12 protein-coding genes and 1 pseudogene are annotated in these 17,037 nt (G+C 72.5%); 4 read left to right on the top strand and 9 right to left on the bottom strand.

Annotated features, from left to right (window positions below; genetic code table 11):
• Positions 1-19: 19 nt before the first annotated feature.
• On the bottom strand, positions 20-889 hold the full coding sequence (locus CP969_RS26710) for an SDR family NAD(P)-dependent oxidoreductase (RefSeq protein ID WP_016824528.1): 870 nt from the start codon (positions 887-889) through the stop codon (positions 20-22).
• A 310-nt stretch (positions 890-1,199) separates the two neighbouring features.
• Between CP969_RS26710 and hpnR the strand changes: the two genes are divergently transcribed.
• Together hpnR and CP969_RS26700 are read left to right on the top strand one after the other, a co-directional pair.
• Positions 1,200-2,699 carry a hopanoid C-3 methylase HpnR gene (hpnR, locus tag CP969_RS26705; RefSeq protein ID WP_016824529.1) on the top strand — a complete coding sequence of 500 codons (1,500 nt, stop codon included), beginning with the start codon at positions 1,200-1,202 and terminating at the stop codon, positions 2,697-2,699.
• 474 nt (positions 2,700-3,173) lie between these two features.
• Positions 3,174-3,785 carry a YceI family protein gene (locus CP969_RS26700; protein ID WP_004983080.1) on the top strand — a complete coding sequence of 204 codons (612 nt, stop codon included), beginning with the start codon at positions 3,174-3,176 and terminating at the stop codon, positions 3,783-3,785.
• Between the two features lie 256 nt (positions 3,786-4,041).
• Here the strand turns inward: CP969_RS26700 and CP969_RS26695 are convergent, their stop codons facing one another.
• The 7 genes from CP969_RS26695 to CP969_RS26665 form a co-directional block, all read right to left on the bottom strand.
• On the bottom strand, positions 4,042-5,385 hold the full coding sequence (locus tag CP969_RS26695) for a hypothetical protein (protein ID WP_026084858.1): 1,344 nt from the start codon (positions 5,383-5,385) through the stop codon (positions 4,042-4,044).
• 93 nt (positions 5,386-5,478) lie between these two features.
• On the bottom strand, positions 5,479-7,083 hold the full coding sequence (gene cimA, locus CP969_RS26690; protein ID WP_004983083.1) for a citramalate synthase: 1,605 nt from the start codon (positions 7,081-7,083) through the stop codon (positions 5,479-5,481).
• Between the two features lie 588 nt (positions 7,084-7,671).
• Positions 7,672-8,760 (bottom strand): branched-chain amino acid aminotransferase, encoded by a 1,089-nt coding sequence (locus CP969_RS26685; RefSeq protein WP_004983088.1) that lies wholly within the window; start codon positions 8,758-8,760, stop codon positions 7,672-7,674.
• A gap of 251 nt (positions 8,761-9,011) precedes the next feature.
• Entirely contained in the window at positions 9,012-10,055 is a 1,044-nt protein-coding gene (locus CP969_RS26680) for a 3-isopropylmalate dehydrogenase (protein ID WP_004983090.1), read from the bottom strand.
• Between the two features lie 69 nt (positions 10,056-10,124).
• The gene (locus CP969_RS34295; protein ID WP_016824531.1) at positions 10,125-10,256 is read right to left on the bottom strand and encodes a hypothetical protein; all 132 of its coding nucleotides are present in this window, start codon (positions 10,254-10,256) and stop codon (positions 10,125-10,127) included.
• Between the two features lie 561 nt (positions 10,257-10,817).
• On the bottom strand, positions 10,818-12,449 hold the full coding sequence (pruA, locus tag CP969_RS26670) for an L-glutamate gamma-semialdehyde dehydrogenase (protein ID WP_016824532.1): 1,632 nt from the start codon (positions 12,447-12,449) through the stop codon (positions 10,818-10,820).
• A 35-nt stretch (positions 12,450-12,484) separates the two neighbouring features.
• The gene (locus tag CP969_RS26665) at positions 12,485-13,411 is read right to left on the bottom strand and encodes a proline dehydrogenase family protein (RefSeq protein ID WP_004983095.1); all 927 of its coding nucleotides are present in this window, start codon (positions 13,409-13,411) and stop codon (positions 12,485-12,487) included.
• A gap of 140 nt (positions 13,412-13,551) precedes the next feature.
• Between CP969_RS26665 and CP969_RS26660 the strand changes: the two genes are divergently transcribed.
• Together CP969_RS26660 and CP969_RS26655 are read left to right on the top strand one after the other, a co-directional pair.
• Positions 13,552-14,787: a PucR family transcriptional regulator gene (locus CP969_RS26660; RefSeq protein WP_086019001.1), complete on the top strand. Its 1,236-nt coding sequence runs from the start codon at positions 13,552-13,554 to the stop codon at positions 14,785-14,787.
• A gap of 96 nt (positions 14,788-14,883) precedes the next feature.
• Positions 14,884-15,294: pseudogene (locus CP969_RS26655) on the top strand (MFS transporter); the annotation flags it as partial.
• Positions 15,295-15,352: 58 nt separating this feature from the next.
• Here the strand turns inward: CP969_RS26655 and serA are convergent.
• Positions 15,353-16,942, bottom strand: a complete 1,590-nt coding sequence (gene serA / locus CP969_RS26650; protein ID WP_004983097.1) for a phosphoglycerate dehydrogenase — start codon at positions 16,940-16,942, stop codon at positions 15,353-15,355.
• Between the last annotated feature and the right edge of the window lie 95 nt (positions 16,943-17,037).

Genomic DNA, 17,037 nt, shown 5'->3' with positions numbered 1-17,037 from the left:
TGCCGCCACTGCTGCGGCCTCACCCGAAGCGGTTCAACAACCGCCGGTAGAGGCCGGGGGCGAGACCGCGCACCCGGGCCGGGAGGGTGAGCCAGGGAGGGACATAGGCGTCGTCGCGGCCCTGGGAGACCGCCTCCCAGACCGCGCCCGCGACGCTGCTGGGCGAGGAGGGACGGGGTCGGGCACGGTCGTACGGCCGGCCGCGGCGGGCGAAGAAGCGCGTCTCCACGGGGCCGGGCACGACGAGCGTCACCCCCACGCCCGTACCGCGCAGTTCCTGCCGGAGCGCCTCGGCGAACGCGGCGAGCCCGGCCTTGGCCGCGGAGTACACCGCTTCCTCCCGGACCCCCACGCAGCCGGCCACCGAGCCGACGAGGACCACCCGTCCCCTGCCGGCCGCCACCATGGCGGGCAGGACCTCCCGTACGAGGTGCAGCGTCGCGTTGAGGTCCAGGAACAGCACCCGGTCGATGTCGGTGTGCGGCATGGTCCCGAACGGCCCCGCCCAGCCGATGCCCGCCCCGGCGACCAGCACGTCGATCCGGCCGGTCCGGCGCAGCGCGGCCTGGGCCAGCAGCCGCGCCCCCTCCGGGGCGGCGAGGTCGGCGGGCAGGAGGGCCGCCGAGGCACCGGCCGCCGTCTCCTCCAGCCGGCTCCGGTCCCGCCCGCTGAGCAGCAGGTGCCAGCCCTCGGCGGCGAAGCGCCGCGCCGTGGCCGCGCCGATGCCCGAGGAGGCGCCGGTGATGAGGGCGACCGGCCGGTCCGTGGGGTCCGTGGGAGGCGGTGACCCGTGTCCGCGCGCCCCCGCCGGGGTGGGGGCGGTGGGGCGGGCACCGTGTGCGGGGTCCACCGGGGGGTCGTAGGTGGAGCCGGAACCGGGGTGGGTCACGAGTCGGTCTCCCTGCGCTGTCGGTCCGCTCTGGTCTCGTGGTCGCTGCGGGTCCTCGGCATCCAGGACACCCCCACTCCGGTGCGCCGCGCCAGCGCTGGAGCCGTCCGCCGGGCCCGGCTCCCCGCCCGGTCCGGCACGTGTCGTCCCCGCTTCCCGCGCCCCGCGTGCCGTACGGCGGAACCACCCCTGCGTGCCGTGCGGTGCCGCCAAGCGGGTGTATCGGAAGCACGCGGCACGGGTTCTCCGGGATACGAAGGGAACACCCTGTCGTCTCCGGTTCCCTCCGGTTCCCCGTGGCGAGGTCACCATGCGTCTGCTGCTCGTCCACCCCAGTGCCCTGATGTACTCCGAGATCTTCCTCCGGCTCGAACCGCTGGGCCTGGAGCGGGTCGCGGGTGCCGCCCGCGAGGCGGGTCACGAGGTGCGGGTCGTCGACCTCCAGGTGCTCGGCCTCGGGCGGCTGCGCGACGAGGTGCGCTCCTTCCGCCCGGAGGCGCTCGGCATCTCGCTGAACTACCTGGCGAACATCCCCGAGGCGATCGCGCTGGCGGCGCGGGTGAAGCAGGAGGTGCCGGGCTGCTTCGTCTTCCTCGGCGGGCACAGTGTCTCCTTCGTCGCCGAGGAGGTGCTCGAACAGGCGGAGGGCGCGGTGGACGCCGTGGTGCGCGGCGAGGGGGAACCGGCCGTCGCGCCCCTGCTGGAGGCGGTGCGCGACGGCGGGGTGGAAGGGGTGCCGGGCGTCGTCACGACCGCCGGACGCGGACCCGCGCCGCTGATGCTGCACGGCATCGACACCCCGCTCCCGGCCCGCGACCTGATGCGGAACCGGCGCCGCTACTTCATCGGCGAGCTCGACCCGTGCGCCTCCGCCGAGTTCACCCGGGGCTGCCCCTGGGACTGCTCGTTCTGCTCGGCGTGGACGTTCTACGGCCGCAGCTACCGCAAGGCCTCACCCGAGGCCGCGGCCCAGGACCTGGCGAACGTCCGCGAGCCGAACGTGTTCATCGTGGACGACGTGGCCTTCATCCGGCCGGAGCACGGGGACGCCATCGCGGCGGAGGTGGAGCGGCGCGGCATCCGCAAGCGGTACTACCTGGAGACGCGTGCCGACGTCCTGCTGCGCCACCCGGAGGTCTTCGAGCGGTGGGCGCGGCTGGGACTGCGCTACATGTTCCTCGGCATGGAGGCCATCGACGCCGAAGGCCTGGACCTGTACCGCAAGCGGGTCAGCCCGGACGAGAACCTCAAGGCCCTGGAGACGGCGCGCCGGCTCGGCATCAAGGCCGCCATCAACCTGATCGTGGACCCGTCCTGGGACGAGGAGCGCTTCCGCGTGGTGCGGGAGTTCGCGCTGGCCGTGCCGGAGATCGTGCACTTCACCGTGATGACGCCGTATCCGGGCACCGAGATCTGGCACACCGAGGCCCGCCGGCTCACCACCCGGGACTACCGCCTCTTCGACATCCAGCACGCGGTGGTGCCCACCACGCTGCCGCTGGAGCGCTTCTACGAGGAGCTGGTGCGCACCCAGGCCGTCATCAACCGCAAGCACCTGGGACTGCGCACGGCGTTCGGCGCGGCGCGGGTGCTCACCCGCAACCTGCTGCACGGGCAGACCAACTTCGCCCGCATGCTGTGGAAGTTCAACCAGGTCTACAACCCGCGCCGTCAACTCGCCGACCACGCCCGGCCGGTGCGCTACGAGCTGCCGCTCCCCCAGCGCCTCGACGTCGGGGACCGGCGCGAGCTGTACGTCCACACCCGGAGCGCGACCCAGGGCGCGCGGGCCCGGCGGGCACCGGGCTAGTCCGCCCGGCCCGTCCGAAGGGGCCGCCGCCGCGTCCTTCCGGGGTCGGCACGCGTTCGCCGCCCCGGCGACCGGTCCCGCCGTCGGCGCAGCCGGGTCTCCGCCTCGGCCGCGAGGAGGCCGTCCACCCGGGGGCGGGAGCCGGGCGGCCACCGGCCGGCCGGACAGCGGGCATGGGCGGAAGCCGGCAGGGGTAGGTGTGTGCACGGAACCGATGAGCCGACCGGAGCATGACGAACCGGTCGTGCGGAGCGAGGGACTCGACCCGCTCCCGGTCGCCGAGGAAGTGGACGGTCAGGTCCGGGCCCACGGCGGCGACGGAGGGCGCGCTCGGGCCGGTACCACTCCTCCGGGCGGTCCGACCACGGCACCTCGCCAAAGATGTTGAACTTTGAAGAGAATAGGTCTACGGTGGACCTCGTCGAGTTAGTTGAAAATTCAACGTGATCTCCCCGTCCCCCCAGGAGGAACACCATGGGCATCTTCAACCGCAAGAGCAACCAGCCCGCGCCCGCCACGGACACCGCCGCCGCCGTGAGCCCGGACCTGGCCGCCCTCTCCGGCGACTACACGATCGACCCCGCGCACACCACGATCGGCTTCGTCGCCCGGCACGCCATGGTCACCAACGTCAAGGGCAGCTTCAAGGACTTCACCGGCACGCTGCACCTCGACGGCTCCGACCCGTCCCGGTCCACGGCCACCATCGACGTGGTGATGGACAGCATCGACACGGGCAACGCCGACCGTGACGGCCACCTGAAGAGCGCGGACTTCTTCAAGACGGACGAGTTCCCGACGATGACGTTCCGCTCCACCAAGGCGGAGGCCCTCGGCGGCGACGACTACCGCATCACCGGTGACCTGAGCATCCTGGGCACCACCCGGCCGCTCACCATCGACCTCGAGTTCAACGGCTCCGCGAAGGACCCCTTCGGCAACGAGCGCGTCGGCTTCGAGGGCAAGGCGGAGATCCTGCGCTCCGACTGGGGCCTGTCCTGGAACGCGGCCCTGGAGACGGGCGGTTTCCTGGTCTCCGACAAGATCAAGCTGGTCTTCGACATCTCGGCGATCCGCAACGCCTGACGCCGCCGGCGCCCCGGTCGGCGCCGCCCCCGAGCGCGCCCGCCCCCCGACTCCCCCGTACGGGAGGGCGGGCGCTCGGCGTGTCCGGGCCTCTTCCCCGAGCGGGGCGGAGCGGCAGCACGGCCGGCGCGACCGTCACCGCCGCTCCGCCCGGACCCGGGCGGGTTGCCGCCGGGGTGGTGGCACGCCGCCGGGAGCGGTACGCGGTACGTACGCGGTGCGCCCCGGCGGACCGGCCCGCCGGGGCGCACGTCGTTCAGAACCCGCCGCCGAAGTCCCCGCCGCCGCCGAAGTCGCCCCCTCCGAAGCCGCCGAAGCCGCCGCCGAAGTCCCCGCCGTCGAAGTCGGCGCCGGAGAGGTCGCCGCCCTCGTAGCCGCCGAAGTCGCCGTAGTCGGCGCCGTAGTCGGCCGCGTAGCCGGGGCCGGCCATCATCCCGCCGAGCAGGGTGCCGACGAGGAGGCCGGGCAGCAGGCCGCCGCCGAAGTAGCCGCCGGCCCAGGGACCGTAGGCGGGACCGGCGTCCCAGTAGGGACGGCGGCCGTAGTCGGTGTCGACCTCGCGGATCATCGGGTCCTGGCCGTCGGCGAGACGGGCCCGGTCGGCCGCGCAGACCGGGACCTCGCGCGCGGCGCCGCCCGGGGGAGTCCAGACGGCGTCGTCGACCGAGGGGCCGTGACGCGGGTCGAAGAAGCAGGGCGGGCGGCGCTCCGGCAGCGACCGGCCCTCGCGGCGCGCGGCGAGCCGGGCGAGGGCGAAGCGGCCGTCCTCCACGGCCTGGGTGACCCCCCGTACGTCCTCCGGCCTGCGGGCCTCGGCCATCAACCGCTTGGACTGCTCGTAGGCGTCGAGCGCGTGCGCGTAGTCCGTGCGCATCGCGTCGTCCGCGCCGGGCTCGGCGGGGTGGAAGTCGAGGCGGTCGAGTTCCTCGCCGAAGGCGGTGATGTCCTCGTCGACCACCACCCGCAGCTTCTCCAGCGCGGCCCGCTGCTCCTCCTGGTGGCGGCGCCGGTTGCGGCGGGACACGGCGTACACGCCCGCGCCGCCGGCGGCCAGCAGGGTGCCGACGGTGATCAGCCCGCCGACGGGGACGCCGCCGGACCCGCCGCTCCAGGAACTCGGCGCCGATCCGCCGAGGTTGCGCAGCGCGTCGTCGACGAAGTCGTTCAGCTGGGCCTTGGCGTCACCCGCGCCCTGTGCGGCCGTGACCAGGTTCTGCACGCCCTGGCTGCTCAGCACGCTGCTGTCGGCGCGCGCGTCGAACTCGTTGCCGAGGCGGATGCCGTACAGACCGGTGACACCGGTCTCCGTGCGCAGGTTCCGGAAGAGGTTCTCGGTCGGGTAGTCCGCCGGGAGGACCGCCACGAAGATCGGTTTGTCCGCGTCCTCGATCTTGTCGGCGAGGGCCTCGGCGTCGGACTCCGACAGGATGTCGGTGGCCTCGGGATCGACGTAGACGGGGCTCTCGCGCAGCGCCTGGGCGACGGTCGAGAGGTCCGTGGCCGCCTGCGCCCCGGGCGCACCGGCCGTCAGCACCGCCAGTGCGGCGACCATCGGCGCGATCAACAGGCGTATGAGAGTACGCTTCGGCGCAGCCTTCATATGTTCGAAGCTACCCGAATCCTCCCCGAAACGGGCATCGGGCCCGGCGGGGACTTCCGGTGACGCCCCCGCCGGCCCTTTTCTCCCGTGGTGCTAGGCGGCCGGTGCCACCCCGGCGCGCAGCAGGCCGTAGGTGTAGGCGTCCTCCAGCGCCTGCCAGGACGCGGCGATGACGTTGTCCGCGACGCCCACCGTGGACCACTCCCCCGTCCCGTCGGACGTGGAGATCAGGACCCGGGTGGTGGAGTGGGTGCCGTGCTTGCCCTCGAGGATGCGGACCTTGTAGTCGACCAGCTCCAGCTTGGCCAGCTGGGGGTAGATCCGCTCCAGGGCGACGCGCAGGGCGCGGTCCAGGGCGTTGACCGGGCCGTTGCCCTCCGCGGTGGCGACGATGCGCTCGCCCTTGGCCCACAGCTTGACCGTGGCCTCGTTGGCGTGGGTGCCGTCGGGGCGGTCCTCGGCGATCGCGCGCCAGGACTCGACCTCGAAGTACGTCAGCGGCCCGCCCTCGGCCTCCGCGCGGAGCAGCAGTTCGAAGGAGGCGTCGGCGGCCTCGTACGTGTAGCCCTTGAGCTCGCGCTCCTTCACCCGCTCCACGACCCGGCCGACCAGCTCGCGGTCCCCGCCGAGGTCGATCCCGAGCTCCTTGCCCTTGAGCTCGATCGAGGCGCGGCCGGCCATGTCGGAGACCAGCATCCGCATGGTGTTGCCGACCTGCTCGGGGTCGATGTGCTGGTACAGGTCCGGGTCGACCTTGATCGCGGAGGCGTGCAGGCCCGCCTTGTGCGCGAACGCGGAGACGCCGACGTAGGGCTGGTGGGTGGAGGGGGTGAGGTTGACGACCTCGGCGATGGCGTGCGAGATGCGGGTCATCTCGCGCAGCCGCCCCTCGGGCAGGACCTTCCTGCCGTACTTCAGCTCCAGCGCGGCCACGACCGGGAACAGGTTGGCGTTGCCGACGCGCTCGCCGTAGCCGTTGGCCGTGCACTGGACGTGGGTGGCGCCCGCGTCGACGGCGGCGAGGGTGTTGGCGACCGCGCAGCCGGTGTCGTCCTGGGCGTGGATGCCGAGCCGGGCGCCGGTGTCGGCGAGCACGGTGGCGACCACGGCCTGGATCTGCGCCGGGAGCATGCCGCCGTTGGTGTCGCAGAGGACGACGACGTCGGCACCGGCCTCGGCGGCGGTGCGGACGACCGCCTTGGCGTACTCGGGGTTGGCGCGGTAGCCGTCGAAGAAGTGCTCGCAGTCGACGAAGACCCGGCGGCCCTGCCCCTTGAGGAAGGCCACGGTGTCGCGGACCATCTCCAGGTTCTCGTCCAGGGTGGTGCGCAGGGCGAGCTCGACATGGCGGTCGTGGGACTTCGCGACCAGCGTGATCACCTGCGCGCCGGAGTCGAGGAGCGCCTTGACCTGCGGGTCCTTGTCGGCCGTGGTGCCGGCGCGGCGGGTGGAGCCGAACGCGACCAGCCGGGCGTGCCGGAACCGGATCTCCTGCTGGGCGCGGGCGAAGAACTCGGTGTCCCGCGGGTTCGCGCCGGGCCAGCCGCCCTCGATGAAGCCCACGCCGAACTCGTCCAGGTGTCGTGCGATGGCCAGCTTGTCGGCGACCGTGAGGTTGATGCCCTCGCGCTGGGCGCCGTCGCGCAGGGTGGTGTCGAAGACGTGGAACGAGTCGTCGGGCTCGCTGGTTGCGGTCATGGTCTGAAGGCTCCTGTGTTGATCTCGGTCTACCGGAATGACCGGTTCCACCGTCCCCCCATGGTCCCTCGCGCCCGGTTTCCGGCCGCGGGTGGGGCCGGGAAACAGAAAAACCTCTCGCGGGTGCGAGAGGTCTGCGCGCGGGTCGAGGACGACGGTGTCCGCCCGTACGGTGTCGTACGTGCGGTCACTGCGGACCGGCGCGCCTGCTGCCAATAATCGTGGCGAACGAGAGCACGGGGGCAGTCTGGCACAATCCGCCCCCGTGCTCACCGTCCGTCTCAGGATGCGGGCGGCGGGTGCTCGGCGCAGCCGGCGGACGAAGCCGGCGGCGCGCCCGTCGGTGCCGCCGGGGGCCGGTTGGGCCGACGCCGGCAGGAAGGCCGGGTACCGGCCGTCGGGGCTGAGCCGGGTGGCGGACCGGAACGCGGTCCGGCCCGCGCCCTCGTGCAGGATCCGGGTGGTCACGTCCCTCCGGAGGTCGCGGACGTGGGCGTGGGTCTCCGTCCCCGTCCCAAAGAGGGCGGGGAACGCGTCGGGCCGCCGCGGACGCACGGTCCGCGGCGGCCCGACGGGGTCGGTGAGCGACTAGCCGAGCGGGTGCATCCAGCCGTGCTCGTCCTCGACGGTGCCGCGCTGGATGTCGAGCAGGGCCCGGCGCAGGCGCATGGTGACCTCACCGGGCTCGCCGCCGCTGTGCTGCCACTGGGCGCCGGACCGCTTGACGGTGCCGACCGGGGTGATGACGGCGGCCGTGCCGCAGGCGAAGACCTCGGTGAGGCTGCCGTTCTCGGCGTCGCGCTGCCACTGCTCGACGCAGACGCGCTCCTCGACGGCCTCGTAGCCGAGGTCGCGGGCGACGGTCAGCAGGGAGTCACGGGTGACGCCCTCCAGGATGGACCCGCTGAGGGCGGGCGTGACGATCTTGTCGCCGTACACGAAGTACAGGTTCATGCCGCCCAGCTCCTCGACCCACTGGTGCTCCACGGCGTCGAGGTAGCAGACCTGGTCGCAGCCCTGGGCGGCGGCCTCGGCCTGGGCGAGCAGGGAGGCCGCGTAGTTGCCGCCCGTCTTCGCGTCGCCCATGCCGCCGGGAACGGCGCGGACGCGGTCCTCGGAGACCCAGATGGAGACCGGCTTGACCCCCCCGGGGAAGTAGGCGCCGGCCGGGGAGGCGATGACCAGGAACAGGTACTCGTTGGCGGGCTTGACGCCCAGGCCGACCTCGGTGGCGATCATGAACGGGCGCAGGTAGAGGGATTCCTCGCCGCCGTGCGCCGGCACCCACGCCTTGTCCTGCGCGACCAGGACGTCGCACGCCTCGATGAACGTCTCGACCGGCAGCTCGGGCATCGCGAGGCGGCGGGCGGAGCGCTGGAAGCGCTCGGCGTTCTTCTCGGGGCGGAAGGTGGCGACGGACCCGTCGGGACGGCGGTACGCCTTGAGGCCCTCGAAGATCTCCTGGGCGTAGTGCAGCACGGTGGTGGCGGGGTCGAGGGGGATCGGCGCGTACGGGACGAGCTGGCCGTCGTGCCAGCCGCGGCCCTCGGTCCACTTGATGGTCACCATGTGATCGGTGAAGTGGCGGCCGAATCCGGGGCTGGCCAGGATCGCCTCGCGCTCTGCGTCCGAGAGCGGGTGGGCCGAGGGCTTGAGCTCGATCGTGGGCGTCGTCATGAGTGGTTGTCCTTCACCGGTTGTAGTGACGGGCCGCGCACACGCCCGTACGGCCGGTGGCCGGTGTTAGGACGTCCGAGCATTCCCCCATTCCGCGGCTCCGTGTTCGATTATCGCCCGGAGGCGGCGGCGGAAGGAACGGGGTGGATGCGGCCCGGTGGTCGATGGTGGCACCCGGCGGGGACATGCGAAAGCCGCCGGGTTGCGGATGCGACCCGGCGGCTTCGATGTTCTCGAGGAGGCGCGCCGGATCAGCCGGCTACTCGTGCGGCGAGTGCGTCGCCGATCTGCGAGGTGCTGCGGGCGGGCAGGTCGCCGCGCTCCGCGAGGTCGGCGGAGACGGCGTCCTCGATGCGGACCGCCTCGGCGTCGTGGCCGAGGTGGCGCAGGAGGAGGGCGACGGACAGGACCGTGGCGCTGGGGTCGGCCTTGCCCTGGCCGGCGATGTCCGGGGCCGAGCCGTGCACGGGCTCGAACATGGAGGGGAACTCGCCGCTCGGGTTGATGTTGCCGCTCGCGGCGACGCCGATGCCGCCGGAGACGGCCGCGGCGAGGTCGGTGATGATGTCGCCGAAGAGGTTGTCGGTGACGATGACGTCGAAGCGCTCGGGCTGGGTGACCAGGTAGATGGTCGCGGCGTCGACGTGGATGTACTCGGTGGTGACCTCCGGGTACTCCTCGGCCACCTTGTCGAAGACGCTCGTCCACAGGTGACCGGCGAAGGTCAGCACGTTGTTCTTGTGGACCAGCGTGAGCTTCTTGCGCGGGCGGGCCTGGGCGCGGGCGAAGGCGTCGCGGACCACGCGCTCCACACCGAAGGCCGTGTTCACGGACACCTCGGTGGCGACCTCGTGCGGCGTGCCCTTGCGGATGGTGCCGCCGTTGCCGGTGTACGGGCCCTCGGTGCCCTCGCGGACCACGACGAAGTCGATCTCCGGCTGTCCGGCGAGCGGGGTGGCCACCCCGGGCAGCAGCTTGCTCGGCCGCAGGTTGACGTGGTGGTCGAAGGCGAACCGGAGCTTGAGCAGGAAGCCGCGCTCGAGGACGCCGGAGGGGACGCCGGGGTCCCCGATGGCGCCGAGCAGGATGGCGTCGTGCCGCTTGAGCTCGTCGAGGTCGGCGTCGGTGAGGGTCTCACCGGTGGCGTGGTAGCGCCTGGCGCCGAAGTCGTACTCCTTGGTCTCCAGCTTCACATCCTGCGGAAGGGCGGCGGAGAGGACCTTCAGGCCTTCGGCCACGACCTCCTGGCCGATGCCGTCACCGGGGATCACTGCGAGATTGATGCTGCGAGACATGCGGGCACCCTACTCCTCGTCCCATGCTCTGACACACCCGGTCCGGGATGCGGACACCCGCACGGGTGCTCAGTGTCCGGTGGAACCGCCGTTGTCGCGGCGGTCGAGGGCGCGCTGGAGGGCGGCGGCTGCGTTCCTGCGGTCGGACTCGCTCGTGCGGGAGGTGTGGCGGACGCGGCGACGGACGGTCGTCTCGGACATGGGACATCGACTCCTTCGACAGAGCGGAGTGCGGGAAGAAGCGGGAAGAAGCGGAAAAGCAGGAAAACAGAAAAGGGGAGCGACGGAACTCCCCCGCTGCCCGATGGGCACGGGAGGACCCCGGAAGGGGGGAGGAGCGGTGGCCGCAGGGATTGCCTGCACGGGGCCCGACTCACGACCGCCATTCGCTTGATCGAGCGAGGCGTTCGGCTCCTACAAAACTAAGGGAGGACCACGCCTCTGTCTCCACAATTACTCGGGCTTCCTACTATCTGAGACGGTGGAGTGCGTCACACGCCCCTGACCTGCGGCGATCCCGCAACGCCGTTTCCGCCGCCGCACGGAGACCCGAGGGGTTCCCCACCCGCGAGGCGCCCGGTCCCGGACGGCACCACCCGCCGCACCCGCGGCCACGCCCGCTCCCGGTCCTCCTCCCCGGTCGGTCGCGGCCGGTCCGTCGACTCCTTCCGGCGGGCGGGCCGTTCGGGGGGCTCTCCGGGGGCGGGGACGACGAACGGGCCAGGTCGGGGAAGACCTGGCCCGTCCGGGATCGGGTGGGTGTCAGCCCATGTGCGGGTACGTGTAGTCGGTCGGCGGGACCAGGGTCTCCTTGATGGCGCGGGTCAGGGTCCAGCGCATCAGGTTCTGCGGGGCGCCGGCCTTGTCGTTGGTGCCGGAGGCGCGGCCGCCGCCGAAGGGCTGCTGGCCGACCACGGCGCCGGTCGACTTGTCGTTGATGTAGAAGTTGCCGGCCGCGTAGCGCAGCTTCTCCATCGTGTACGCCGCCGCCGCGCGGTCGTTGGCGATGACCGAGCCGGTCAGGGCGTAGTCGGACACCGACTCCATCTGGGTCAGCATCTCGTCGTACTTCTCGTCCTCGTAGACGTACACGGCGAGGATCGGGCCGAAGTACTCGGTGCGGAACACCTCGTTCTCCGGGTCGGTGCACTCGATGACGGTCGGACGGACGAAGTAGCCGACCGAGTCGTCGTAGGTGCCGCCCGCGACGATCGTGCAGGCCGGGTCCTCCTTGGCCCGGTCGATGGCGGCCTTGTTCCTGGCGAAGGAGCGCTCGTCGATGACGGCGCCGAGGAAGTTCGACAGGTCGGTGACGTCACCCATGGTGAGGTGGTCGACCTCGGCGGCGAACTCCTCCTTGAAGCCGTCGTTCCAGAGGGACGCCGGGATGTAGGCGCGCGAGGTGGCGCTGCACTTCTGGCCCTGGTACTCGAAGGCACCGCGGGTCAGCGCGGTCTTGAGCACCGCGCGGTCGGCCGACGGGTGGGCGACCAGGAAGTCCTTGCCGCCGGTCTCGCCGACCAGGCGCGGGTAGGTGCGGTACTTCTCGATGTTGTTGCCGACCGTCTTCCACAGGTACTGGAAGGTCTTGGTCGAGCCGGTGAAGTGGATGCCGGCCAGGTCCCGGTGCTCGAGGGCGACCTCGGAGACCTCGATGCCGTCGCCGGTGACGAGGTTGATGACGCCCTTGGGCAGGCCCGCCTCCTCCAGCAGCCGCATCATCAGCACGGCGGCGTGGGTCTGCGTCGGGGACGGCTTCCAGACCACCACGTTGCCCATCAGGGCCGGGGCGGTGGGCAGGTTGGCGGCGATGGCCGTGAAGTTGAACGGCGTGATCGCGTAGACGAAGCCCTCCAGCGGGCGGTGGTCCAGGCGGTTCCACACACCCGGGGAGTTGGCCGGGGGCTGCTCGGCGAGGATCTGCCGGGCGTAGGAGACGTTGAACCGCCAGAAGTCGATCAGCTCGCAGGGCGTGTCGATCTCGGCCTGCTGGGCGGTCTTGGACTGGCCCAGCATGGTGGAGGCGGCCATGGTCTCGCGCCACGGCCCGGACAGCAGCTCGGCGGCGCGCAGGATGATCGCCGCGCGGTCGTCGAAGGACATCGCGCGCCAGGCGGGCGCGGCGGCGAGGGCCGCGTCGATGGCGTCCTGCGCGTCCTGCCGGGTGGCGTTGGCGTAGGTGCCCAGGCGCGCCTTGTGGTTGTGCGGCTGCACGACGTCGAAGCGCTCTCCGCCGCCCATCCGCTGCTCACCGCCGATCGTGCAGGTCAGGTCGATCGGGTTGTCGGCCAGCTCCTTGAGCTTGGCCTCCAGCCGGGCGCGCTCGGGCGAACCGGGGGCGTAGCCGTGCACCGGCTCGTTGACGGGGGTGGGGACCTGGGTCACAGCGTCCATGGGTGGCGTAACTCCTTGTCTTGAGCGGTGTGGCGTCAGCCCTTGGTGATCATGCTCCGGGCGAAGAACCGCAGGTTGGCGGGCTTCTCCGCGAGACGGCGCATGAAGTAGCCGTACCAGTCGGTGCCGTAGGCCGTGTAGACGCGCATGCGGTGTCCTTCGGCGGCCAGCCGCAGGTGCTCGTCGCTGCGGATGCCGTACAGCATCTGGAACTCGTACTCGTCGAGCTTGCGCCCGGCGGTCCGGGCCAGTTCCTGGGCGATGGAGACCAGACGCGGGTCGTGGGACCCGATCATCGGGTAGCCCTCGCCCTCCATCAGCGTCCGCAGGATGCGCACGTACGCCTTGTCGATCTCGTGCTTCTGCTGGTAGGCGACCTCGGCGGGCTCCTTGTAGGCGCCCTTCACCAACCGTACGCGACTGCCGCTCGCGGCGAGGCGGCGCGCGTCCTCCTCGGTGCGGAAGAGGTAGGCCTGGATGACGCAGCCGGTCTGCGGGAAGTCCTTCCGCAGCTCCTCGTGGACGGCGAACATCGAGTCCAGGGTGGTGTGGTCCTCCGCGTCGAGGGTGACCGTGGTGCCGATCTCCGCGGCGGCCTCGACGACCGGGCGGACGTTGGCGAGCGCCAGCTCGTGGCCGCCGGGGAGCGCCTGCCCGAACATCGACAGCTTCACCGACATCTCGGCGCGGGCACCGAGCTCCAGCGGCCCCAGCCGGCCGATCAGCTCCAGGTAGGCGTCGCGTGCGGCGGCGGCCTGCTCGGGGGTGGTGATGTCCTCGCCGACGACGTCCATCGTCAGTTCCAGGCCGTTGCCGGTGAGCTCCCGGACGATCGGCAGGACCTCGTCGACGGTCTCGCCGGGGATGAAGCGGTCGACGACCTGCTTGGTCACCGGTGCCGCCGAGATGAGGCGTCGCATCCGGTCACTGCGCGACGCGGCGAGAATCACGGGACCCAGCACGGGGCACCTCCACAACTACTGAACAAGGCCGTCGCCCGACGTCGCGGACACGGCACGGAGAACCACCGTGAAACCTAAGGATTCCTCCGATCGTCGGCCATCGACAGCTGTCACGCATCCGTGCGGCAGATCTCAGACAGATGTATGAAGGCGGTGGGGTTCTGGGGGAGAATGCCCGGGTGACGGCGGAACGCAGGAGTGACTACCAGGAGCTGGTGGACGAGATCTCGGAGCTGCTCGGCGCGCCGGCGACGCTGGAGAACCGGGACTTCGAGCTGATCGCCTTCGGCGCGTACGACAGCGAGGGCGCCCTCGATCCGTCCGCGCTGGACCCGGTGCGCGCCCGCTCGATCCTCACCCGCCGCTCGACGGCCGCCGTCCGCGCCTGGTTCGAGGGCTTCGGCATCACACGGGCGACCGGCCCGGTCCGGATTCCGCGCACCCCGGAGGCGGGTGTGCACCGGGGGCGCATCTGCCTGCCGGTGCGCCACCGGGGGGTCGTCCTCGGGTACGTCTGGCTGCTGGAGGGCGAGCCGGGACCCACCGAGCGGCAGCTCGGCGCGGCCATGCGGGTGGCGGCCCGGATCGGCGCGCTGCTCGCGGACGAGGCCCGGCAGGGTGCCGGTCTCACGCGCGAACTGCGGGCGGTGCTCACCGCCGAGCGGGACTGGCAGCGCGACATGGCCGTCGCCGAGCTGCGCACCGCCCTCGGCACCCGCGCCGAAGGCCCGTACACGGTGGTCTGCGTCGCCCCGTGGCCCTCCGCCGACCCCGACGACGCGCCCTCGGTCCGTACGGTGCCGGGGGCGACCGCGCTGTGCACCCTGCCGTGGCGGGAGGCGGGACTGTCCTTGGCCCTGCTGCTGCGGCTGCGCTCGACGGACGTCCCGGCCCCGGCGATGTCCGCGGCGACCCGGCTGCTGGAGCGGGCGCGCGAAGGCGGCTCCGGCGGCCGGGCCGCCCCCGCCGTGGCCGCCGGGATCGCGGCGCCCCGTAGCGGCCTCGCGGAGTTGGGCACCGCCTGGACCGAGGCGTCGGCGGCGGCGCGGGCGGCGCTGGCCGAACCCCGGCTGGGACCGGTCGCCCCGTGGACCTCCATCGGGCCCTTCCGCCTGCTGACCGCGCTGCCCCCGCAGGCCGTCCGCGACCCGGCCGTCGGCCCCCTGCTCGCTCCCGTCCACCGTGAACTCGCCCGCACCGCCGAGGTCTACCTCGACCGCGCGGGCCAGGCCGGCCGCACGGCGGCCGAACTGGGCATCCACCGCCAGACCCTCTACTACCGCCTGTCCCGGATCGAGCAGCTCACCGGCCTGGACCTGGACGACGGGGAGGACCGGCTGCTGCTGCACATGGCGCTGAAGGGCGCGCGCCTTTGAACGGCACGCGGCCCGTCCCGCGCGGGCGGGCTCACCGGTCCGCTCCCGGTGCCGCGTCCGGCCCCGGCGTCCCGCGCCGCCTCACCCGCCGTCGCCGCCGAGGTACCGGTCGGCCCGGCCGGCCAGCACGTCCGGGGCGCCTTTGACGAAATGGAGACCGGGGCGGAGTCCGGCGGGGCGCTGGGCACGGCGGTCCTCGGCTCCCTCGGCACCGCCCGTCTACCGCGACGGGATGCCGGACTCCGCCCCGGCCGCGGCCCGCGAGAGACGCTGGGCGGCGCGCTGGCCGTCGCGCAGCGGCTCCCGGAGGGGGCGGGGGACGCCCTGGCGACGGCGGCCAGGGAGGCGTTCACCAGCGGGATGAACGCGGCGGCGGTCGCCGGGGCGGTGGTGCTGGCGGGCGCCGCGGTACTGGCGGGGACGGCCCTGCGGGGGGTACGGGTGCGGGAGGAGGCGTGCGCGGAAAGCACCGGAGGGGCTGATCGGCTCAGCCCCTCCGGTGCTTGAGGACGAGGCCCGTTCGGGCCGGAGCGGGTGCCGGGGCCCCGGCCCCGGGCCCGTCGCCTCAGACCAGGTTCACCGACCGGGCCGACGTCGCCCCGATCTCCGCGGCGAGCTCGCCCAGCACCGCGGCGGACACCGTGTCGTCCACCGTCAGCACGGCGAGCGCCTCCCCGCCGACCGCGGCGCGGGCGACCTGCATGCCGGCGATGTTGATGCCCGCCTCGCCGAGGATGCGCCCCACGGTGCCGACGACACCCGGACGGTCCTCGTAGCGCAGGACCACCATGTGGTCGGCGAGCGCGAGGTCCACGTCGTAGTCGCCGACCGCGACGATCTTCTGGACGTGCTTGGGACCGGCCAGCGTGCCGGAGACCGAGATCTCCTCGCCGTCGGCGAGGGTGCCGCGCACGGTCACCACGTTGCGGTGGTCGGCCGACTCGGAGCTGGTGGTCAGCCGCACCTCGACGCCCCGCTCCTGGGCGAACAGCGGCGCGTTGACGTAGGACACCGTCTCGTCGACGACGTCCTCGAAGACTCCCTTGAGCGCGGACAGCTCCAGCACCTTCACGTCGTGCTGGGTGATCTCGCCGTACACCTCGACGTCGAGGCGGACCGCGACCTCACCGGCGAGCGCGGTGAAGATCCGGCCGAGGCGCTCGGCGAGCGGCAGGCCCGGCTTGACGTCCTCGGCGATGACCCCGCCCTGGACGTTCACCGCGTCCGGGACCAGCTCACCGGCGAGCGCGAGGCGCACCGAGCGGGCGACGGCGATGCCGGCCTTCTCCTGGGCCTCGTCGGTGGAGGCGCCGAGGTGCGGGGTGCAGACCACCTGGTCGAACTCGAACAGCGGGGAGTCCGTGCACGGCTCCTTGGCGTACACGTCCAGGCCCGCGCCCGCGACCCGGCCCTCCTTGAGGGCCGAGTAGAGCGCCTCCTCGTCGACGATGCCGCCGCGCGCGGCGTTGATGACGCGCACGCTCGGCTTGACCTTGCGCAGCGCCTCGTCGCCGATCAGGCCCAGCGTCTCGGGGGTCTTGGGCAGGTGGACGGTGATGAAGTCGGAGACCTCGAGCAGCTCGTCCAGCGACAGCACCTTCACGCCCATCTGCGCGGCCCGCGCGGGCTGCACGTAGGGGTCGTAGGCGACGATCTTCATGCCGAAGGCGGACATGCGCTGCGCGACGAGGGCGCCGATCCGCCCCAGGCCCACGACGCCGAGGGTCTTCTCGGCGAGCTCGACGCCCGTGTACTTGCTCCGCTTCCACTCGCCGTTCTTCAGCGCGGCGTTGGCCTGCGGGATGTTCCGCGCGGTGGCGACGATCAGACCGCAGGCGAGTTCGGCGGCGGTCACGATGTTCGAGGTCGGGGCGTTGACGACCATCACGCCGGCCTTGGTGGCGGCGGAGACGTCGACGTTGTCGAGGCCGACGCCGGCGCGGGCGACGACCTTGAGCCGGTTCGCCGCGGCGATCGCCTCGGCGTCGACCTTGGTGGCGGAGCGGACCAGGATCGCGTCCACGTCGGCGATGGCCGGCAGCAGCTCGGCGCGGTCCGCTCCGTTGCAGTGGCGGATCTCGAAGTCCGGCCCCAGGGCGTCCACGGTGGCGGGCGACAGCTCTTCGGCGATGAGTACGACGGGTTTCGAGCTCACGTGAGTCCTCACATGTCCAATGCGGACGGCCGTCCCGACGGCCGCAGGCGGTGGAGGGAGTAGTGGCCGCGTGGAAGACGCACGACGCTGTGGGC

The sequence above is a fragment of the Streptomyces viridosporus T7A genome, from assembly GCF_008704515.1.
GTDB lineage: Bacteria > Actinomycetota > Actinomycetes > Streptomycetales > Streptomycetaceae > Streptomyces > Streptomyces viridosporus.
The sequence above is the reverse complement of the archived record's forward strand: the minus strand, read 5'-3'. Positions and strand labels throughout refer to the sequence as shown.